Below are 20096 nucleotides of genomic sequence, written 5' to 3' on the forward strand. Positions count from 1 at the left end.
CCGGTGCCGCAGGCTAGGGGAAATTGTCGGCATTCGGGGGTTCTGTCGTGGCGACGTGCGAGGTCTGCGGTAACGAGTACTGGATGGCGTTCGAGGTGCGGACGGTCAGCGGCGACGTGCACACCTTCGACTGCTTCGAGTGCGCCGCGCACAAGTTGGCGCCGATCTGCGAGCACTGCCAGGTCAAGATCGTCGGGCACGGGGTGGAGGTGTCCGGCCGGTTCTTCTGCTGCGCGCACTGCGCCCGCGCGGAGGAGGGCGACCAGGGCGCCGAGATCCGCGACGCGGTCGGCGCCCGCCCCGCCTGACGCCGGCGGACCCGGCCTACCATCGCGGAGTGCCACAGACCCCCGTACCGAGGGCCGCCTCGTTCGCCGAACTCGACGCCCGCACCTTCCACGACCTGCTCCGGCTCCGGATCGACGTCTTCGTGGTGGAGCAGACGTGCCCGTACCCGGAACTCGACGGGCGCGACGTCGAGCCGGACACCCGGCACCTCTGGCTCGACGACGACGGCACGCCCCTGGCGTACCTGCGGATCCTCGCCGACCCGGGCGGCGTGGCCCGGATCGGGCGGGTGGTCGTGCCGCCGAAGGCCCGCGGCGGCGGACACGCGGGCCGGCTGCTGACCGCGGCGCTGGAACTGGTCGGCGACCGGCCCTGCGTCCTGGCGGCACAGTCCCACCTGGTCGGCCTCTACGCCCGCCACGGCTTCGCCGTCGCCGGCCCCGAGTACGTCGAGGACGGCATCCCGCACACCCCGATGCGCCGGGAAGGCATTGACGGAGACCGATAAATGTGACAGCCTCCGGGCAGAGCCGTCGCGGAAGCCACGCAGCGCGCACGGGAGGGGCAACTCCCGCGCCGTCCGGGCGTCGTCGTCCGACCTCTCCCCCCGGGGGCTCCATGTCCACTCGACTTCGATCATTCCGCCTGGCGTGGCTGCTCGCCGTCGCGGCGACCGCCGCGCTGCTGCTGACCACGGCCCTGGCCAATCCCGTGTCGGCGCACGGCTCCGTGGTGGATCCGGCGTCACGCAACTACGGCTGCTGGCAGCGCTGGGGCAGCGACTTCCAGAATCCCCGGATGGCCACCGAGGACCCGATGTGCTGGCAGGCCTGGCAGGCCAACCCGAACGCCATGTGGAACTGGAACGGCCTGTTCCGCGAGGGCGTCGCCGGCAACCACCAGGCCGCCATCCCCAACGGCCAGCTCTGCTCCGGCGGCCGGACCGAGGGCGGCCGCTACAACGCCCTCGACACAATCGGCGCCTGGAAGACCACCTCCGTCTCCAGCAACTTCCGGGTCCGCCTGTTCGACCAGGCCAGTCACGGCGCCGACTACATCCGGGTGTACGTGACGAAGCAGGGCTTCAACGCGCTCACCGAGCCGCTGGGCTGGGACGACCTGGAACTGGTCGGCCAGATCGGCAACACCCCGGCGTCGGGGTGGAAGCCGGAGCCCAACGGCGTGTCCATCGAGGTCCCGGCGAACGCGCCGGGCCGCACCGGGCGGCACGTGGTCTACACCATCTGGCAGGCCAGCCACCTGGACCAGTCGTACTACCTGTGCAGCGACGTCGACTTCTCCGGCGGGCCGACCAACCCGCCACCGACGACGCCGCCGCCCACCACTCCGCCGCCCACCACTCCGCCGCCGACGACCCCGCCGCCGGCCGGGGCCTGCACGGCCACCTACCGGGTCACCGGGCAGTGGGGCGGAGGCTTCCAGGGTGAGGTGACGGTGACCGCCGGTGGCGGGGCCGTCAAGGGCTGGTCCGTGAACTGGACCTACGCCGACGGCCAGCAGGTCACGTCGGCTTGGAACGCGACCGTGACCACCAGCGGCACTCGGACCGTCGCCCGCAACGCGGCACACAACGGATCGCTGGCGCCCGGGGCGAGCACCACGTTCGGCTTCCTCGGCTCGTGGTCCGGCACCAACAGCACGCCGACGCCCACCTGCACGACCGTCGTCTGATCCGCACCGGAACCCCGGCCGGGGCCGCGTCCCAATCCCTCCGGGGCGCGACCCCGGCCGGCTCGCGCACCGGCACCGTCAGGTCGCTGTCGAGCTGCCCCACCGGTGCGACCACCACCGGACGGGGGCCACCGCCCCATCCCACGGGGCAGCTCGACAGGGTCGGAACGCCAACCACCGCCGCCCGCCTCGCCCCGGCCGCGTGGTGCACCCGGGGCGCACCGGCCACCACCGCCGCCCCGTCTCACCCCGCCAGACGGGCCCGCCCCGTCTCACCCCGCCGGACGGGCGCTGACGGCGGTCGGGGTGGCTGGCGTGCGGCGGCGTGAGACGTGCGGCGGGCAGCCGCGCGTCACACGAGGCAGTTGACGATGTCGGCGACCGAGCGGCGGCGGCCGGTGTAGAACGGGATCTCCTCCCGGACGTGCCGGCGGGCGCCGGAGCCCCGCAGGTCACGCATCAGGTCGACGATGCGGTGCAGCTCGTCGGCCTCGAAGGCGAGCATCCACTCGTAGTCGCCGAGCGCGAACGAGGCGACCGTGTTGGCCCGCACGTCCGGGTAGCCCCGGGCCATCTTGCCGTGTTCGGCGAGCAGCTCGCGCCGCTCGGCGTCCGGCAGCAGGTACCACTCGTAGGAGCGGACGAACGGGTAGACGCAGATGTAGGGGCGTGCCTCCTCGCCGGCGAGGAACGCCGGGATGTGGCTCTTGTTGAACTCCGCCGGTCGGTGCAGGGCCATCTGCGACCATACCGGCGTGAGCGCCCGCCCCAGCGTGGTGCGGCGGAACCGCAGGTACGCGTCCTGGAGGTCGTCGCTGGAGGCGGAGTGCCACCAGATCATCAGGTCGGCGTCGGCGCGCAGCCCCGAGACGTCGTACGTGCCGCGGACGACCACGTCCTTGCCGGCCAGTTCCGCGAAGAGGGCCTCGACCTCGCCGGTGACGTTCTCACGCAGCGACGGCAGCGGGCTGGTGGCCCGGTACACCGACCACATCGTGTAGCGGATGCTGTCGTTGAGTTCCCGCAGCCGGGCCGCGTTGGTCTGCTCGGTCATGTCCCCGATCCTCCCAGTGCTGTGATGATCTCCCCCGCCGCCGTCTCGCCGGAGCGGACGCAGACCGGGATACCGACGCCGTCGTACCCGGCGCCGGCCAGGACCAGTGTCGGGTGGCCCGCCCGCAGGGCCGCCCGCGCGGCGGCGACCCGGTCGCCGTGGCCCGGGGTGTACTGCGGCAGCGACCCGCCCCAGCGCTGCACGTGACCGGCGACCGGCGCGGGCAGCGGCACGCCGAGCACCGCCGACAGCTCCCGGTGCACGGTGGCGGCCAGGTCCTCGTCGGTGCGCTGCACCTGCCGTTCCTCGCCGTAGCGGCCCACCGAGGCGCGGACCAGCGCCAGCCCGTCGGCGCGGCGCAGGTGGCCCCACTTGGTGGTGAAGAAGGTCGACGCCTTGATCAGCAGACCCTCGGTGCTCGGCACCAGGAAGCCGGACAGCTCCGGCAGCTCCGGCTCGGGCAGCGCCAGGGTGACCAGCGCGACACTGGCATAGTCCAGCCCGCCGACACCGTCGGCCACCTCCGGTGCGCAGCCGGCGAGCAGCCGGGCCGCCGGGCGGGCCGGCACGGCCAGCACCACGGCGTCGACGTCGACCAGCTCCACCTCGCGGGTGGGGCCGACGGTCAGCCGCCACCCGGCCCCGGCCGGGGTCAGCTCCCGGACCGCCGCACCGCGCCGGACAGTCGCCCCGCTGGCCGCCGCCGCGGCGTCGACCAGGGTGCCGAGCCCGCCGGCGAGGGTGCCGAAGACCGGCGCCCCCGGCGCGCGGGGTGCCGCGGCCTGCGCGGCGCGCACCGCGCCGACCAGGGTGTGCTCCACCCGGGCGGCCCGGGCCAGCGCCGGCATCGTGGTCACCAGGGACAGGTCGTCGGCCCGGCCGGCGTACACGCCGCCGAGCATCGGGTCGACCAGCCGGTCGACCACCTCGTCACCGAACCGGGCCCGCACCAGCGCGCCGACGGAGACGTCGTCGTCCGCGCCGAGCAGCGGGCGGCCGGCGTCGAGGTCGGCGTCCGCCGCCGGGCGCGCGACGGTGGCCACCCGTTCCAGGTCACCGGGTACGCCGACCAGCGTGCCGCCCGGAATCGGGCGCAGCCCGCCGTTGACGAGGAGCGCGGCCTGCCCGACGGTGGGGTGCACGATCCGCTCACCCAGCCCGAGCCGGCGCACCAGGGCCACCGCGGCGGACTCGCCCCCGGCCGGGTCGCGCATCAGGAACGACTCGGCGCCGAACTCCACCACCGAGCCGGCCACCTCGCCGGTGCGTAGCTTGCCGCCCAGCGCGCCGGACTGCTCGTACACCGTGATCTCGGTGTCGGCGGGGGCCCGGTCGCGCAACCGGACCGCCGCGGCCAGCCCGGCGATCCCGCCGCCGACCACCGCCACCCGCCACGGCGCCCGCATGCCGCTCAGCCCCGGTCGCCCGACTCGGCGGACAGCTCGTGCACCAGGGCGACCACCCGGGTCAGCACGTCGGGGTCGGTCTCCGGCAGCACTCCGTGCCCCAGGTTGAACACGTGCCCGGGGGCGGACCGGCCCTGTTCCAGGATCCGCCGCACCTCGCCCTCGACGACCGGCCACGGCGCGAACAGCACGCACGGGTCGAGGTTGCCCTGTACCGCCCGCTCCGGCCCGATCCGCCGGGTCGCCGCGTCCAGCGGCGTACGCCAGTCGACGCCGACCACGTCGGCGCCGGCCTCGCCCATCGCGCCGAGCAGCTCGCCGGTGCCCACCCCGAAGTGGATCCGGGGCACGCCCGCGTCGGCCAGCCCGGCCAGCACGCCCGCCGAGTGCGGCAGCACGAAGCGGCGGTAGTCGGCCTCCGACAACGCCCCCGCCCACGAGTCGAAGAGCTGCACCGCGGAGACCCCGGCGGCCACCTGGACCCGCAGGAACTCCAACGTCACCTCGGCCAGCCGGGCGCAGAGCGCGTGCCACAGCTCCGGCTGGCCGTGCATCATCGCCTTGGTCTTCGCGTGGGTCCGCGACGGGCCGCCCTCGACCAGGTAGCTGGCCAGGGTGAACGGCGCGCCGGCGAAGCCGATCAGCGGGGTGTCGCCCAGCTCGGCGACGAGCATCCGCACCGCCTCGTCCACATAGGAGACGTCGTCGCGGGTGATCGGCCGGATCCGTTCCACGTCGGGCAGGGTGCGCACGGGCTCGGCGACCACCGGGCCGGTGCCCGGCACGATGTCGAGGTCCACCCCGGCGGCGGCGACCGGCACCACGATGTCGCTGAACAGGATCGCGGCGTCCACCCCGTGCCGGCGTACCGGCTGGAGGGTGATCTCGGTGACCAGGTCGGGGCGGCGGCAGGAGTCCAGCATCGCCACGTTGGCCCTGATCGCGCGGTATTCCGGCAGCGACCGGCCGGCCTGGCGCATGAACCAGACGGGGGTGTGGGGACCGGGCCGGCGCCGGCAGGCCCGGACGAAGGCCGAGTCGGCCGGTCCGCCGGGGCGGGGGTCTTCGTCTCGGGCGTCGGCGCCCGTCGTCGTGGTGGTCATCGCGGCCATCGTGCCACGGGGGACGCGGCCGGCAGTGGGCAGCGCCGCCTTTTGTGACCCGGGTCGGTCCGGCGGGGCGCGGGCGCCCGAAGGGCCCTGACCGGGTGGTGGCGCCGCCCGCGGTGTGGGCGGCATCGGCGCGCCTCGCGGGCGGGCGGGCGGGCGGCGGCATAGGCTGCCGACATGGCCCCCCCGATCGCGCTCCCGGAGACCTTCGCCCGCGCGGTCACCGGGCTGCGGTCCGCGGCGCCCCGGTCCGAGATCGTGCTGGAGGAGGTCGGCGCCCCGCAGCGACTCGCCCCGTACGCCTTCGCGCTCTCCGCGACCGTCCTGCGCGACGGCGACGAGGTGGCCTCCGGGCGGCTGATCCTGCTGCACGACCCGGCCGGCCACGAGGCGTGGCAGGGCACCCTGCGGCTGGTCACCTACGTGACGGCGGAGCTGGAGGTCGACCTGGCCGCCGATCCGCTGCTGCCGGGGGTGGGCTGGACGTGGCTGACCGACGCCCTGGAGGCGCAGGACGCGCGGCACCGGGCGATCGGCGGCACGATCACCCAGACCCTGTCGACCCGGTTCGGTGACCTGGCCGGGCCACCCGCAGCCGGCGACATCGAGATCCGCGCCTCCTGGACGCCGGTCGACGACGACCTCGGCCCGCACCTGCTGGCCTGGTGCGCGCTACTGGCCTCGACCGCCGGGCTGCCCCCGCCCGGGGTGACCGCGCTGCCGGAGCGTCGCCCCGCCGGCGCGGCCTGACCCCGCGACGGGTCAGCTCACAGATACTTCTCGGCCTCGTTGCAGACCTTGTCCATGCCCTGGATGGCCTTGTCGTAGGCCGCCTTGTTGCCGTTCGCCGCCGCGGCGAGCGCGGTGGTCAGCTTGTCGAGGCAGCTGGCGATGACCTTCTTCTGCCGGGCCTGCTCGTCCCGGTCGTTGCGGGTGCCCGTGAGGTCCTGCTCCGTGTCGCCGAGCTTGTCCCGGACCGCCTGGAGGTCGGTCTTGAGCTTCTCGATCTCCTTGCCGTTCGCCGCGATGGTGCCGTCGCGCTGGCTGACCTCGCTGGCCATCTTCTTCTCGGTCCGGTCCAGCTCGTTGTTGGTCGACAGGAACAGGCCGGTCATCACCCCGCCGAGGACGAAGAGCAGCCCGGCCACGACCGCCAGGATCAGCACCTTGTGGCTCTTGCGGGGGCCGCCCGGCACAGGGGCGCCGAAGGGCGGTGCGGAGCCGGGCGGGGTGGACATGGGCTGCCCGTAGGCCGGCCCGGAGGCCGGGGGCACCGACATCGGCTGCCCGAAGGCCGGCCCGCCGGAGACCTGGCCGGGGTGGGGCGACGCGCTGCCCGACGGGTAGCCGGGCGACGTGCTGCCGGGGGCGTAGCCGGGCGGTGCGGACTGCGGGTGACCGGCGGGCCCGGACGGCGGTGCGGACTGCGGGTAGCCGGCGGGCCCGGCCGGGTTGTACTGCTGCGGGGGCGCGGCGTGCTGCTGACCGGCGTCCGGCTGCTCGGGGGTGTACTGGCGCGGGCTGCCGTAGGTGGTGCCGTGCGGGACGCCGCCCGACGGCGGCTGACCGGGCGCGGCCGGCGGGTGAGGCGGGTAGCCCTCCGGCCCGGTCGGTGGCTGGGACATCTCGTTCTTCCTCCACGTGTGCTGGTCCGGTCGGCATGCCCCGCCGGGCCGAGGGGTGGGTAGGGCGCTGACGGGGTCAGCAGATCTTGAAGCCGTCGCAGGCGACCTTGATCGGTACGGCGAGCCCGATCCCCTCGGCGTTGCGGGCCTTGGCGGTGGCGATGCCGACGACCTGCTTGCTGCCGTTGACGACCGGGCCGCCCGAGTTGCCGGGGTTGATCGGGGCGTCGAACTGGATGACCGGTCCCTCGCCGCCGCCGGCCTCGCGGAAGGCGCTCACCACGCCGGTGGTGACGCTGTCCTCCAGGCCGAGCGGCGCGCCGACGACCACGATCTGCTGCCCGGACTTCACCGCGGCGGGTGCGGCGACCAGGCCCGTGAACTTGCCGTTGGTACGCAGGTGGGCGACGTCGTTCGCCTCGTCGACCCGGACGATGGTCGCCGGAAAGCGCTGGTCGGTGCGCTCCAGGAAGACCTCCCGCTCGCCGGTCTGCCAGAGCGAGTCCACCACGTGGTAGTTGGTGAACAGGTTGGTGCCCCCGCCCGCGGCCGGCTTGCCGATCGCGAACGCGGTGCCGGTGGAGTTGCCGGCCCTCACCCGGAACACGCTGGGCAGCACGGCGCTGGCGACGGCCTCCGGGTTGAACGCGGCGCCGGCCTGCTTCTCCAGCGCCTGCGCCCGGGACTCCAGGCCGTCGAGCCGGGTGCCGGCGGCCGCCTGCTCCGCCGCGAGCCTGCCGCCGGTCTCGTCCAGGCGGTCGGAGAGCCGGTTGATCTGGAACGCCTGAACGCCGCTCACCACGGCCAACAGGCCGGCGAGGACGAGCGCGGTGACCGTGAGCGCGCGGCCCTTCGGCGCCGGCGCGGCGCCGAACGGGGCGGGCCCGGCGGGGTACGGCTGCGCCGGCCCGGGGCCCTGCGCCGGCCCGGTGCCCTGCGGGTGGCCGGTGCCCTGCGGGTGGCCCGGGGCGGGCGGCTGGGCCGAGCCGGACGCGGGGGGCCAACCGGCGCCCGGGGAGACCGCGGGCGGCGTGGCCGGGCCGGCGGACGCCCCGGCGCCGCGCCCCCAGCCGGCGGCTGCGGGCGGGGTGGCCGGGTTGGCCGGTGGGGTGCCCCAGGCGCCCGGCTGGGCCGGCGGCGACCAGGTGCCCCGAGGCGGCACGGGCTGCCCGTGGGCGCCCGGCGGCGGGTATCCGGGGGCGGCCGGCTCGATGCGGGGCGGCAGTGGCCCGGGACGAGCCGTCCCCGGCGGGAACCCGCCGTCGCCCGGCCCCGCCGGGCCCGTGTCCGCCGACCCGTAGCCAGCAGTCATCCGCCTTGCCCTCCCCGTAGAAGCCCCGCCTCGTTCCGGGACCTGATGATGCCCTACCCGCGCAACGGCTCGATGGACCGTACCTGCGCCAACGGGCTTTGTCTTCCCCTATGTCCGGCCCCCGGACGGCTGCCCGGCGATCGTCCGGCCGACACATACGGGACCGGCTTCACCCACCGCGTCGCGTCGCGCACTAGGGTTGTCAGGTGACCGACGAACCACCCCTGCGCCGTCGGCCCGCCGAAAGCCGTACGGGAAACGATGCGCCCCATCCGCCGTCGACCCGACCGGAGCCGGAGGCCGCGGGTACCGCACCGACCGCCGACGGGCCCGTGCCGCTGACCGCCCCGCGCGACGGCACACCCCAGCCGGCGGCCACACCCGACGAGTTGGCCGACGTCGTGGCCCGCTTCGCGGCGGGCACCGGCCCCGTCGCCCTCGACGCCGAACGCGCCTCGGGCTACCGCTACAGCCAGCGCGCCTACCTGGTGCAGCTGCGCCGGGCGGGTGCCGGCACGGCGCTGATCGACCCACTGCCGCTGCCCGACCTGAGCGCCCTCGACACGGTGATCGGCGAGGCCGAGTGGGTGCTGCACGCGGCCAGCCAGGACCTGCCCTGCCTGGCCGAGGTGGGGCTGCGCCCGCGCCGGCTGTTCGACACCGAACTGGCCGCCCGGCTGGCCGGATTCGAGCGGGTCGGCCTGGCGGCGCTGACCGAGCAGCTACTCGGGTTCAGCCTGGAGAAGCACCACTCGGCGGCCGACTGGTCGAGCCGCCCGTTGCCGGAGTCCTGGCTGACCTATGCCGCGCTCGACGTGGAGATGCTGATCGACCTGCGCGACGCGCTCGACGAGGAGTTGACCCGCCAGGGCAAGTCCGCGTGGGCGGCGGAGGAGTTCGCCGCGCTGGTGCGCACCGGCGCCCGCCCGCCGAAGGTGCGCGCCGAGCCGTGGCGCCGTACGTCCGGCATCCACCGGGTGCGCGGGGCGCGGGCCCAGGCGCGCGTGCGTTCCCTCTGGTACGCGCGGGACCAGATCGCCGCCCGGCGCGACGCCGCCCCGGGCCGGGTGCTGCCGGACTCGGCCATCGTCGCGGCGGCCGAGCTGGATCCGAAGGACGAGAAGACCCTGCTCACCCTGCCCGGCTTCGGCGGCCGCTCGGTGCGCCGGCTGGCCCGCACCTGGCTGGCCGCGCTGGACGACGCGCGGCAGTTGCCCGACGACGCGCTGCCGGTCCCCCCGACGGTCGAGGGTCCCCCGCCGCCGCACCGGTGGGCCGAGCGGGACCCGGTGGCGGCGGCCCGGCTGGCCCGCTGCCGGGAGGTGGTGGTCGGCGTGGCCGGCGCGCACCGGCTGCCGCCGGAGAACCTGATCACTCCCGACTCGATCCGTCGACTGGCCTGGGTACCCCCGGAGGAGGTCACGGAGGCGACCGTCGCGGAGACCCTCCGGGGCCTCAACGCCCGCGATTGGCAGATCACCCTGCTCCTGCCCGCACTGGCGGAGGCCCTCACCGATCCGCCCTCCACCGTCTGACGCGACGGTGTGGGGTGGGCCACACGGGTTCGGGTGCCAACGGTGGTTACCGGCAAGTAGCATCCGGGGGACACGCCCGCGCCGGCGACCTTCGTTCGGTCCGTGCCGCCGCCCGTCGGCGCGCGGGCCGATCATGGTCGAAGAGGAGGCTCAAGTGCCCCGTGAAGTTCGGGATGTCGTCTTCGTCGACGGCGTCCGTACCCCGTTCGGCAAGGCGGGTGGCATGTACGCCAACACCCGCGCCGACGACCTGGTGATCCGCTGCATCCGCGAACTGCTGCGCCGCAACCCGCAGCTGCCGCCGGAGCGGGTCGAGGAGGTCGCCATCGCCGCCACCACCCAGATCGGCGACCAGGGCCTGACCATCGGCCGGACCGCCGCACTGCTGGCGGGCCTGCCCAAGACCGTCCCCGGCTTCGCGATCGACCGGATGTGCGCCGGCGCCATGACCGCGGTGACCACCGTCGCCAGCGGCATCGCCATGGGCGCCTACGACGTCGCCATCGCCGGCGGCGTCGAGCACATGGGCCGCCACCCGATGGGCGAGGGCGTCGACCCCAACCCGCGGATCGTCGCCGAGAAGCTGGTCGACCCGTCCGCGCTGGTCATGGGCGCGACCGCGGAGAACCTGCACGACCGGGTCCCGCACGTCACCAAGGAGCGCACCGACGCGTTCGCGCTCGCCTCGCAGCAGAAGACCGCCAAGGCGTACGCCAACGGCAAGCTCCAGGACGACCTGGTGTCCGTGGCGGTCCGCGACGAGGAGAACGCCTGGGGGATGGCCACGGTCGACGAGGCTCCCCGGGACACCTCGCTGGAGAAGCTCGCCACCCTGAAGACCCCGTTCCGCCCGCACGGCAAGGTCACCGCGGGCAACGCGGCCGGCCTGAACGACGGCGCCACCGCCAGCCTGCTCGCCTCCGAGGACGTCGCCCGCGAGCTGGGCCTGCCGGTCGCCATGCGGCTGGTGTCGTTCGGCTTCGTCGGCGTCGAGCCCGAGGTGATGGGCGTCGGCCCGATCCCGTCGACCGAGAAGGCGCTGCGCCTCGCCGGCCTGACCATCGACGACATCGGCCTGTTCGAGCTGAACGAGGCGTTCGCCGTGCAGGTGCTCGCCTTCCTCGACCACTTCGGCATCGCCGACGACGACCCGCGGGTCAACCCGTGGGGCGGCGCGATCGCCATCGGGCACCCGCTCGCCTCCTCGGGCGTCCGGCTGATGACCCAGCTCGCCCGGCAGTTCGCCGAGCACCCCGAGGTCCGCTACGGCGTCACCGCCATGTGCATCGGCATCGGCATGGGCGGCACGGTCATCTGGGAGAACCCGCACTGGGAGGGAGACAAGTGAGCGCGCTCGCCGCACCGAACGAGGTCGTCACCAGGGCGCTGCTGCGCCAGGTGAACGTACCGGGGCTGGATCGGCCGGCCGCCCTGATCACCCTGGACAACGGCTTCGACCACACCAAGCCGAACAGCTTCGGCCCGGGCGGCCTGACCAGCCTGGACGAGGCCATCACCGCCGCCCTGGCCGCGAACCCGGCGTTCGTCGCCGTCACCGGCAAGCCGTACGTCTTCTGCGTGGGCGCGGACCTCACCAGCCTCCCGCAGCTCGCCGACCGCGAGCAGGCGCTGGAGATCGGCCGCCTCGGTCACCGGGTCTTCGCCCGGCTCAGGGACAGCGAGGTCCCGACCTTCGCCTTCGTCAACGGCGCGGCGATGGGCGGCGGCCTGGAGCTGGCCCTGCACTGCCACTACCGGACGCTCTCCGGCGGCGCGGCGGCGCTGGCCCTGCCCGAGGTCTCGCTCGGCCTGGTCCCCGGCTGGGGCGGCACCCAACTGCTGCCGAACCTGATCGGCATCCCGGCGGCGACCCAGGTGGTCATCCAGAACCCGCTGATGCAGAACAAGATGCTCAAGCCGAAGCAGGCCGCGGAGCTGGGCATCGCGGACGTCCTGCTGGAGCCGGCGGACTTCCTGGAGCGGTCCCTGGAGTGGGCCGCCGGCGTGGTCCGGGGCGAGGTCACCGTGACCCGGCCCGAGGTCGACAAGGACATGTGGGCGGGCGTGCTCTACTTCGCCCGGCAGACCCTCGACGCGCGGCTGCACGGCGCGGTCCCGGCCGCGTACAAGGCGCTGGACCTGCTGGAGACGGCGAAGGACGCCGACTTCGCAACCGGCACCGCCGCCGAGGACGAGGCCCTGGCGGACCTGATCTTCTCCGAGGAGCTGCGCAGCGGCCTCTACGCCTTCGACCTGGTGCAGCGGCGGGCCAAGCGGCCGGTCGGCGCGCCGGACAAGGGCCTGGCCCGCCCGGTCACCAAGGTGGGCATCGTGGGCGCGGGCCTGATGGCCAGCCAGCTCGCCCTGCTCTTCGCCCGCCGCCTCCAGGTGCCGGTCGTCCTGACCGACCTGGACCAGGCCCGGGTCGACAAGGGCGTCGGCTACGTGCACAACCAGATCGAGAAGGCCGTCAGCAAGGGCCGGATGGACAAGGGCACGGCCGCCAAGCTGTACGGCCTGGTCAGTGGCTCCGTCGACAAGGGCGTCTTCGCCGACGCCGATCTCGTCATCGAGGCCGTCTTCGAGGACCTGGCCGTCAAGAAGCAGGTCTGGGCCGAGCTGGAGAAGATCGTCAAGCCGGAGGCGGTGCTCGCCACCAACACCTCCAGCCTGTCGATCACCGCGATGGCCGAGGAACTGGAGCACCCCGAGCGGGTGGTCGGCTTCCACTTCTTCAACCCGGTCGCGGTACTGCCGCTGCTGGAGATCGTCCGGGGCGAGCGCACCGACGACGCCACGCTCGCCACCGCGTTCGCGGTCGGCAAGCAGCTGAAGAAGTCCTCGGTGCTGGTGAAGGACGCCCCGGCGTTCGTGGTCAACCGGCTGCTCACCCGGTTCCTGGGCACCGTGTTCGCGGCCGTCGACGCCGGCACCCCGCTGGAGGTGGCGAACGTCGCGCTGGACCCGCTGGGCCTGCCGATGCGCCCGCTCGCCCTGCTCCAGCTCGTCGGGCCGGCCGTCGCGTACCACGTGGGCGGCGTCCTGCACGCCGCGTTCCCGGACCGCTTCGGCGTCAGCGAGAACATCAAGCGGATCGCCGACTCCGGGCAGCCGATCGTCGTCGACGACCAGATCAACGACGAGGTGGCCAAGCTGCTCGTGGTCGGCGACCAGCCGCTCACCGCCGAGCAGGTACGCGAGAGCGCGCTCGACGCGCTGGCGCAGGAGATCCGGCTGATGCTCGACGAGGGCGTCGTCGCCGAGGCGCAGGACATCGACCTGTGCCTGATCCTCGGCGCGGGCTGGCCGTTCCACCTGGGCGGCGTCACGCCGTACCTGGACCGGACCGGCACCTCCGAGCGGGTCACCGGCCACCGGTTCCTGCCGTACGGGGTGGCCAGCCTGCCCGCCTGATCCACACCGCCCCCGCGTTCGCGGTGGTTGCCCCGTCCGGCTTGGATGGTGGTGGCCACCGCGATCGTCGTTGCGGCCGATACGCTCGGAATCAGGACAGCGGTACCGTGCCGTGGCTGGCTACGATCACCCGTTCGCACCCTCGCCTGGAGCTGATCATGTCCCAACCGCCGGTCGATCCCTGGTCCGGGCAGCCGGAGCACGACACGCACTACGACTTCGACCCGCCACGGCCGGACGGCTACCCGCCACCGTCCGCCGGCGGCTGGACGCCCCCGCACGGCGGTCAGCACCCGTCCGGCGGCCAGCCCTCGCCGGGCGGGGGGTGGCCCGCCACGCCGCAACCGGGCCTCGCGCCAACCCAGCCGTACTCCGGCCCGCCGGCCCAGCCGCACCCCACCCAGCCGTACTCCGGCCCACCGGCCCAGCCGCACCCCACCCAGCCCTACGGCGGCTACCCCGCCACGCCCCAGGCCGGCTTTCCCACCAGCCCGTACGCCGGCTACCCGCCGACCTCCCCCGGCGCGGGCCAGCCGGCGAGGTCCCACCAGCTGGTGCTGACCCTGGGACTGGTCGGGCTGCTGGTGCTCTGCCTCGGCGGGGGCGGCATCGCCTTCCTCGCCTACGAGGGCGAGCAGGACGCCGACCCCAGGCCCACCCCGACCGCGTCGCCGACCGTGGCGGCGTCGAGCGCCACGCCGAGCGCCGCCCCCTCGTCCGAAGCCGCCCCGTCGCCGGAGTCCAGCGACGCCCCGCAGATCAGGGTCGTCACGCCGGAGACCCTCGGGGGCCGCTCGAAGAGCACCGAGCCGACCCTGCGGAAGGCCGCCGACGACATGGTCCGCGAGCTGCGGTCCTCGGTACGCGGCGAGACCGGCGTCGCCGGCGCCTTCTACGGCAGCGCCGACAAGCGGGACATGGTCATGGTGATCGCCGCCAGCACCTTCGTGCTCAACCCGGAACGGGAGCTCGACGACGCCGTCAAGGGCATCTCGAAGGACCTGGCTGTCAAGCGGTTGACCACGATCGCCCCCGGGCCGCTGGGCGGCCAGGCCAAGTGCGGCGACGGCGAGTCCGCCGGCGTGCCGCTGGGTGTCTGCGCGTGGGCCGACCACGGCAGCGTCGGGATCATCGTGATGTTCTTCTCCTCCTCGGCAGCCACGGCGGCGGAGTTCGTCGCCCTCCGCGGCCAGATCGAGCAGAGGTACTGACCGTACGGCGACGCGCCGGGGCCCGCCCACGATTGTGGACGGGCCCCATCGCCTCAGCCCGCCGTGGCGGGCCGCTCGGCAGCGCTGCGCAGCACGCAGAACTCGTTGCCCTCCGGGTCGGCGAGCACCACCCAGCCCGAGCCGTCGGCGCGGCGCCGGTCGGCGACCCGGGTGGCGCCGATGGCCACCAGGCGCGCCACCTCCTCGTCGCGGGTCCGGTCCGCGGGCTCCAGGTCGAGGTGGAGACGGTTCTTCACCTCCTTGCCCTCCGGCACCGCCAAGAAGAGCACCTCCGGGCCACCCGGCGGCAGCAGCATGGCCTCCGGGTCGCCGGGGAAGTCGTCCGACTGACGGGGGCAGTCGAAGACCTGCGCCCAGAAGCCGGCCAGCGCGTACGTGTCACGGCAGTCGATGCAGATGTTGTGGATCCGTGCGCTCACGGGTTCCTCCGCTGGGGATGGGGCGCCCCGCGTGGGTGAGGGTCAGCCGGCGAGACGGGGCGCGGAGATCATGACGGTGGACATCGACGCACCCCCCTCCGGTCCTCGAGCTGACGCCGTGATCCTTCCATCGGGGCGACTCCGCCCGCAACCCCGCCGGCGGGTCAGCGACGGGCGGTCGGCTCCTCGGCGGTGACCGCCGGGGCCGCCTCCGCCGCCGGCAGGGTCACCGTGACCTCCAACCCGCCGCCGGACTGGGCGATGACCTTCACGGTGCCGCCGTGCGCATCGCAGACCGCCCGGACGATGGAGAGCCCGAGACCCGAGCCGCGTGCGCCCGTACGCTCCCGGCCGCCGCGCCGGAACGGCTCGAACAGTCCGGGCACGTCGGCCTGGTCCACCTCGAACCCGGTGTTGCCCACCACCAGCCACGACCGGCACCCGTCCGAGCCGGTACGCACCCAGAGCCGGCCGTGCAGGTGGTTGTAGCGGATCGCGTTCTCGATCAGGTTGCCGGCCAGCCGGTCGAGCAGCCCGGGGTCGCCGACGACCGGTGCCGACTCCAGCGAGGTCTGCACCCGCAGCTTGATCCGCTCCACCTCCCGGCGTACCGCCGACAGGGCGTTGACGGTGCCGGCGGCAAGGTCACACTCGGTGCGCCGGCCCAGCCGGCGGCCCGCCTGGGCCTCGCTGCGGGCGAGCACCAGCAGTGCGTCGACCAGCCCGTTGGCCCGTTCGGAGGCGTCCCGGACCACGGTGGCCATCCGACGGTACTCTGCGGCGTCCGCCTCGTCGTCGCTGAGCGTCACGTCGATCTCGGTGCGCATCACCGCGAGGGGGGTCCGCAACTCGTGCGAGGCGTTGGCCACGAAGCGCCTCTGTGCCTCGAAGGCGGCGGCGATGCGGTCGAGCATCTCGTCGAAGGTCTCCGCCAGCTCGGCCACCTCGTCGTCGGCGCCCGAGTAGCCGATGCGCTGGTCCAGGGTGGTCTCGCCGAGGCGGCGGGCGGTGGCGGTGACCTGGTGCAGCGGGCGCAGCGCCCGGCCGGCGACCGCGTACGCGCCGGCCACCCCGACGACGCTGATCGCCAGCAGCGCCACCAGGCCCTTGACCAGCAACTCCCCGCTGGCGGCGTCGACCAGTTGGCGCTGCCACTGCGCGGCGTCCAGCGCCCGGCCGTCGGCCAGCACCACCGTGGTGCCGGGAAGCAGCTCGTCGGTCGGCCGCAGCGCGTCGCGGACCAGCAGCCAGGCCAGCAGCACCAGGATCGCGCCCGCGCCGACCAGCAGCACCCCGTTGAGCAGGGTCAGCCGCAACCGCAGCGTGGGCCGCAGCCGGGCCCGCCGGCCCGCGGCGCCGGCCCTCGTCCGCGACTGCGGGGCTCGCAGACCCGGCTCACTCCTCGCGCTCACAGCGCCACCTTCACTCGCGACTGCGGGGCTCGCAGGACCGGCTCACTCCTCGCGCTCACAGCGCCACCTTCATTCGCGACTGCGGGGCTCGCAGACCCGGCTCACTCCTCGCGCTCATGCCCCTGCCTCCGCCGTGCGGTAGCCCGCACCGACCACCGTCTCGATCAGCGGCGGGTCGCCGAGCTTCTTGCGCAAGGTCATCACGGTGACCCGGACGATCGTGGTGAACGGATCGGTGTTGGCGTCCCAGACCCGCTCCAGCAGCTCCTCGCTGGAGACCACCGCGCCGCGCGCCTTGAGCAGCTCGCAGAGCACGCCGAACTCCTTGTTGGTCAGGTCGACCGGCTGGCCGCCCCGGGTGGCCACCCGGCGGGCCGGATCGAGGACCAGGTCGGCGAGTTCGAGCACCGGCGGCGCGGCCGGGGTGGCCCGGCGGCCGAGCGCCTGCACCCGGGCGACCAGCTCGTCGAAGGCGAACGGCTTCGGCAGGTAGTCGTCCGCGCCGAGCTGGAGCCCCTCCACCCGGTCGGCGACGGTGCCGCTCGCGGTCAGCATCAGCACCCGGGTGAGCGTGCCGGAGGCGGCCAGCTCGGCGCAGATCTGGTCACCGTGCACGCCGGGCAGGTCCCGGTCGAGCACCACCACGTCGTAGCGGGTGACGAACGCCATCTCGTGGCCGCTGTCGCCGTCGTAGGCGACGTCCACCGCCATCCCCCGCTTGCGCAGCCCCCGCGCGATCGCGTCGGCGAGGTTGCGCTCGTCCTCGACCACCAGTACCCGCATCCCGGCCTCCTCGCGCCCCTGACCACCCACAACCTAGTGCCGGCAGCCAAACCGGGCCGCACCCGCCGTCCCGGTCCGGCCCCGTTGCAGAAAACCTTCGTCGTACGCGATGCTCTTGGCGGCAACCTTCACGACGGACGGGAAGACGCATGATCGACGCGGCGCCGGCCATCCGGCGGGACGTCACCTACCGGGGCTTCCGCCTCCCCGGCGACGCCGGGCTGGGCAGCCTGTCCGGGCTGCGCGCGGGCGGGCAGGGCCTCGAACTGGCCGACCCGACCGACCGAATCGACCACACCGACGCCGACGGCCGCACCCGCCGGTACGTGGCCGGCAGCTGGACGTCCCCGCCCGTGCCGGTCGGCTTCGCCGTGCGCGACGTGGTGCCCTCCTGGACCGCAGACACCCCCGGCGACTGCTGGCTGCGGGTGGAGCTGCGGGGGTGGCACGACGACGCCCCCGCCACCGGGTGGTACGTCCTCGCCGACTGGGCGGCCGACGACCACGCGATCCGCCGGACGTCCGTGCCCGGGCAGCGCGACGCCGACGCCCGGGTGGACACGGACACGCTGGTGGTGACGGGCGCGACCGTCACCGGCTGGCAGGTCCGGGTGACCCTGCTCCGGCCTGAGGACGCCGACGCGACCCCGGTGCTGCGCGCGGTCGGGGCGGTCGCCGCGGGCCCGCGCCCGACAGCAGCGGCCGGGGCGTCCCGGCCCACTGCAGCGGGCTCCCCGCCGGTGGCGACCGGGCCCGCCCCGGTCACCGGGCCCGAGTCCCGCGCCCCGGGTCCGGCCCCTGCCGGTGGGTCCGCCGCGACGGCGCCGGCCGCCTGGGGCACGGTGCTGGACGTGCCGCGCTACTCGCAGCGGCTGCACGCCGGCGCCCACCCGCAGTGGGGTGGCGGCGGGGACGCCTGGTGCAGCCCCACCTGCACCTCGATGGTGCTGGCCTTCTGGGACGCCGCCCCGGCCCCGGCCCGGTACGCCTGGGTGGCTCCGGCCGGCCCCCGCCCGGTGGTGGTGCACGCCGCGCGGCACTGCTACGACCACTCCTACGCCGGGGCCGGCAACTGGCCGTTCAACACCGCGTACGCGGGCCTGCACGGCGTGGACGCCTTCGTCACCCGGCTACGCTCGCTGACCGAGGCGGAGGCGTTCGTGGCCGCCGGGATCCCGCTGATCGTCTCGGCCGCCTTCACCGCCGGCGAGGTGCCCGGGCTGGACTACGACACCAAGGGACACCTGATGGTGCTGGTCGGCTTCACCGACGCCGGCGCCCCGGTGCTCAACGACCCGTACGCCCCGGACGACGACGCGGTGCGCCGGATCGTCGACCGGGACCGCTTCGAGGCCGCCTGGCAGGGCGGCAGCGGCGGGGTGGCGTACGTCCTCCGGCCGCCCGGCGTGCCGCTGCCCCCGGCGCCGGAGCAGCCCAACTGGTGAACCCGATGGCGCTCGCCCCCGGGCGACTCAGCGGGGATAGCGCCAGACACCGAAGTCGCCGGTGTCCAGCCGGCACACCATCGTGTCCGCGCGGCTGCGGCAGTCCGAGGAGGCGTCGCGGAGCACGTCCAGCACCCGGGCCCGACCCGCGGCGACGTCCAGCTCGGCCACCACCAGCCCGCCGCCGGCGACGGCCGGTCGCACGGCGAGCAGCCGCTGCTCCTCGTACCAGGGCATCAGCTGCCAGGTGCCCAGGTCGGCGACCTCCCGACCGGTCGCCGCGTCGAGCACGCCGAACCGGTCGCCGACGCCCCCGGGCGCCAGCGCCAGGAGTCGGTCGCCCCGGGCCGACAGCACCCCCGCCCACCGCTGTCCGGTCCACCGGAGCACGCCGGTGGTCGGATCGAGCACGCTGAAGCTGCCGCTCGCCCCGGGCGCGCACAGCAGCTCACCGCACTCGTTGACGTGTTCCACCTGGGACAGACGCGCCTCCCACCGCCGCCGCAGCCCGTCCAGCCCGTAGGCGGTCACCACGCCCGCGGCCGGCCGGACGACCAGCAGCAGGTCGTGCGCCACCACCGAGTACCCGTACCCGGGCAGCTCGCCCAGACGCAGGTCGGCCGCGTGCGTCAGTGCGCCGGAGCGGGGGTCGCGCACCTCGACCCGCCCCTTCGCGGGGGCCAGCACGATCCGCTCGACCCGCCCGTCGCGGACGGCGTACCGCACGCTCTCGCCCGTCACCGGCACCGACCAGAGCGCCCGGCCGGAGGCCGGATCGACCGACCGCACGGCGCCACTCTCCTCCCCGCCGGTGCGCATCAGCAGGATCCCGGTCGGGTCCCACCAGGGGTAGCCGGGCTGCCGCCAGCGTTCGCGGCCGTCTTCGTCGTCGAGGGCGATCGTCTGCCCGTCGTCATGGTCCCCGGTGATCGAGAACAGCACCGTCCCCGGCCCGGTCTGGACCTGCCAGAAGCGGCTCGCCGCCACGACCCGGGCCCGCCACGCCGGGGTGGGCGGGGTGCCGTCGGCCGGCGCCCGCTCGGGCAGGGCGTACGCGCGCACCTCCACGGTCCCCGCGGGCTCCCCCTCGGCCGGTTCGACGACGTAGATCCGGCCAGCGTCCAGGAACACCTCCGCCCCGAGGCGGGCCGGCACCACGAGCGCGACCCGTGTCGGCACCGGCGCGGCCGCCGCCACGGTGGCCACCAGGAACGCGAGCGCCAGCGCTACCCGCAGCGGCCGGCCGACGGCCCGGGGCGGCGGCGCCTCGCGGTCCGGCTCGTCGCGCAACTCGCCGAGGTCGATGACCGTCACGCAGCGTCCTCCCCGTCACACCATGGCCTCCGGCGGACCGGCAAATCGGCCGTGGG

At 74.8% G+C, this 20096-nt stretch carries 18 protein-coding genes; 9 read left to right on the forward strand and 9 right to left on the reverse strand.

Annotation, left to right across the window (positions count from 1 at the left end):
* Positions 1–47: 47 nt before the first annotated feature.
* The 3 genes from KBX06_RS10650 (at position 48) to KBX06_RS10660 (ending at position 1980) form a co-directional block, all read left to right on the forward strand.
* Positions 48–308, forward strand: a complete 261-nt coding sequence (locus tag KBX06_RS10650; protein WP_210834304.1) for a Prokaryotic metallothionein — start codon at positions 48–50, stop codon at positions 306–308.
* Between the two features lie 29 nt (positions 309–337).
* Positions 338–796, forward strand: coding sequence for a GNAT family N-acetyltransferase (locus tag KBX06_RS10655; RefSeq protein ID WP_210834305.1), 459 nt, complete (start codon positions 338–340; stop codon positions 794–796).
* A gap of 110 nt (positions 797–906) precedes the next feature.
* On the forward strand, positions 907–1980 hold the full coding sequence (locus KBX06_RS10660; protein WP_210834306.1) for a lytic polysaccharide monooxygenase: 1074 nt from the start codon (positions 907–909) through the stop codon (positions 1978–1980).
* A 352-nt stretch (positions 1981–2332) separates the two neighbouring features.
* Here KBX06_RS10660 and hemQ read toward each other — a convergent pair whose 3' ends face one another.
* Genes hemQ through hemE form a run of 3 tightly spaced genes read right to left on the reverse strand, consistent with a single transcriptional unit; the run spans position 2333 to position 5543 of the window.
* On the reverse strand, positions 2333–3034 hold the full coding sequence (gene hemQ, locus KBX06_RS10665) for a hydrogen peroxide-dependent heme synthase (protein ID WP_210834307.1): 702 nt from the start codon (positions 3032–3034) through the stop codon (positions 2333–2335).
* Positions 3031–4440, reverse strand: coding sequence for a protoporphyrinogen oxidase (gene hemG, locus KBX06_RS10670; protein ID WP_210834308.1), 1410 nt, complete (start codon positions 4438–4440; stop codon positions 3031–3033). The genes hemQ and hemG overlap by 4 nt, the downstream gene beginning before the upstream one ends.
* A 5-nt stretch (positions 4441–4445) precedes the next feature.
* A complete protein-coding gene (hemE, locus tag KBX06_RS10675) occupies positions 4446–5543 on the reverse strand; it encodes a uroporphyrinogen decarboxylase (protein WP_210834309.1) in 1098 nt (365 codons plus the stop codon).
* Between the two features lie 183 nt (positions 5544–5726).
* Here hemE and KBX06_RS10680 point away from each other — a divergent pair, with 183 nt between their 5' ends.
* Complete coding sequence (locus KBX06_RS10680; RefSeq protein WP_210834310.1) at positions 5727–6299, forward strand: DUF3000 domain-containing protein; 573 nt, start codon at positions 5727–5729, stop codon at positions 6297–6299.
* 17 nt (positions 6300–6316) lie between these two features.
* Here the strand turns inward: KBX06_RS10680 and KBX06_RS10685 are convergent, their stop codons facing one another.
* Both KBX06_RS10685 and KBX06_RS10690 read right to left on the reverse strand, forming a co-directional pair.
* Positions 6317–7174, reverse strand: coding sequence for a hypothetical protein (locus tag KBX06_RS10685; protein WP_210834311.1), 858 nt, complete (start codon positions 7172–7174; stop codon positions 6317–6319).
* 76 nt (positions 7175–7250) lie between these two features.
* Entirely contained in the window at positions 7251–8486 is a 1236-nt protein-coding gene (locus tag KBX06_RS10690; RefSeq protein ID WP_210834312.1) for a trypsin-like peptidase domain-containing protein, read from the reverse strand.
* Positions 8487–8692: 206 nt separating this feature from the next.
* On the opposite strand from KBX06_RS10690, the gene KBX06_RS10695 reads away from it, so the two are divergent.
* From KBX06_RS10695 to KBX06_RS10710, 4 genes are all read left to right on the forward strand, one after another.
* Positions 8693–10021: a ribonuclease D gene (locus KBX06_RS10695; RefSeq protein WP_210834313.1), complete on the forward strand. Its 1329-nt coding sequence runs from the start codon at positions 8693–8695 to the stop codon at positions 10019–10021.
* Between the two features lie 154 nt (positions 10022–10175).
* Positions 10176–11369, forward strand: coding sequence for a thiolase family protein (locus KBX06_RS10700; RefSeq protein WP_210834314.1), 1194 nt, complete (start codon positions 10176–10178; stop codon positions 11367–11369).
* The gene (locus KBX06_RS10705; RefSeq protein ID WP_210834315.1) at positions 11366–13435 is read left to right on the forward strand and encodes a 3-hydroxyacyl-CoA dehydrogenase NAD-binding domain-containing protein; all 2070 of its coding nucleotides are present in this window, start codon (positions 11366–11368) and stop codon (positions 13433–13435) included. The genes KBX06_RS10700 and KBX06_RS10705 overlap by 4 nt, the downstream gene beginning before the upstream one ends.
* A gap of 158 nt (positions 13436–13593) precedes the next feature.
* Complete coding sequence (locus KBX06_RS10710; RefSeq protein ID WP_210834316.1) at positions 13594–14646, forward strand: hypothetical protein; 1053 nt, start codon at positions 13594–13596, stop codon at positions 14644–14646.
* A gap of 53 nt (positions 14647–14699) precedes the next feature.
* Here the strand turns inward: KBX06_RS10710 and KBX06_RS10715 are convergent, their stop codons facing one another.
* The 3 genes from KBX06_RS10715 to KBX06_RS10725 form a co-directional block, all read right to left on the reverse strand.
* The gene (locus tag KBX06_RS10715) at positions 14700–15086 is read right to left on the reverse strand and encodes a VOC family protein (protein WP_210834317.1); all 387 of its coding nucleotides are present in this window, start codon (positions 15084–15086) and stop codon (positions 14700–14702) included.
* A gap of 164 nt (positions 15087–15250) precedes the next feature.
* On the reverse strand, positions 15251–16420 hold the full coding sequence (locus tag KBX06_RS10720; protein WP_374225615.1) for a sensor histidine kinase: 1170 nt from the start codon (positions 16418–16420) through the stop codon (positions 15251–15253).
* 192 nt (positions 16421–16612) lie between these two features.
* The gene (locus KBX06_RS10725) at positions 16613–17281 is read right to left on the reverse strand and encodes a response regulator transcription factor (protein WP_210834318.1); all 669 of its coding nucleotides are present in this window, start codon (positions 17279–17281) and stop codon (positions 16613–16615) included.
* Between the two features lie 149 nt (positions 17282–17430).
* Between KBX06_RS10725 and KBX06_RS10730 the strand changes: the two genes are divergently transcribed.
* Positions 17431–18726: a peptidase C39 family protein gene (locus KBX06_RS10730; RefSeq protein ID WP_210834319.1), complete on the forward strand. Its 1296-nt coding sequence runs from the start codon at positions 17431–17433 to the stop codon at positions 18724–18726.
* A gap of 27 nt (positions 18727–18753) precedes the next feature.
* Here the strand turns inward: KBX06_RS10730 and KBX06_RS10735 are convergent, their stop codons facing one another.
* Positions 18754–20040 (reverse strand): PQQ-binding-like beta-propeller repeat protein, encoded by a 1287-nt coding sequence (locus KBX06_RS10735; RefSeq protein WP_210834320.1) that lies wholly within the window; start codon positions 20038–20040, stop codon positions 18754–18756.
* Positions 20041–20096: the final 56 nt, after the last annotated feature.

The sequence above is a fragment of the Micromonospora sp. C31 genome (assembly GCF_018070575.1).
GTDB lineage: Bacteria > Actinomycetota > Actinomycetes > Mycobacteriales > Micromonosporaceae > Micromonospora.

What these genes read in the sequence shown, in the direction of transcription:
- hemQ (WP_210834307.1), bottom strand. Translation starts at nt 3,034, where the DNA reads ATGACCGAGCAGACCAACGCGGCCCGGCTGCGGGAACTCAACGACAGC.
- KBX06_RS10725 (WP_210834318.1), bottom strand. Translation starts at nt 17,281, where the DNA reads ATGCGGGTACTGGTGGTCGAGGACGAGCGCAACCTCGCCGACGCGATC.
- KBX06_RS10685 (WP_210834311.1), bottom strand. Translation starts at nt 7,174, where the DNA reads ATGTCCCAGCCACCGACCGGGCCGGAGGGCTACCCGCCTCACCCGCCG.
- KBX06_RS10660 (WP_210834306.1), top strand. Translation starts at nt 907, where the DNA reads ATGTCCACTCGACTTCGATCATTCCGCCTGGCGTGGCTGCTCGCCGTC.
- hemE (WP_210834309.1), bottom strand. Translation starts at nt 5,543, where the DNA reads ATGACCACCACGACGACGGGCGCCGACGCCCGAGACGAAGACCCCCGC.
- KBX06_RS10730 (WP_210834319.1), top strand. Translation starts at nt 17,431, where the DNA reads ATGATCGACGCGGCGCCGGCCATCCGGCGGGACGTCACCTACCGGGGC.
- KBX06_RS10680 (WP_210834310.1), top strand. Translation starts at nt 5,727, where the DNA reads ATGGCCCCCCCGATCGCGCTCCCGGAGACCTTCGCCCGCGCGGTCACC.
- KBX06_RS10710 (WP_210834316.1), top strand. Translation starts at nt 13,594, where the DNA reads ATGTCCCAACCGCCGGTCGATCCCTGGTCCGGGCAGCCGGAGCACGAC.
- hemG (WP_210834308.1), bottom strand. Translation starts at nt 4,440, where the DNA reads ATGCGGGCGCCGTGGCGGGTGGCGGTGGTCGGCGGCGGGATCGCCGGG.
- KBX06_RS10690 (WP_210834312.1), bottom strand. Translation starts at nt 8,486, where the DNA reads ATGACTGCTGGCTACGGGTCGGCGGACACGGGCCCGGCGGGGCCGGGC.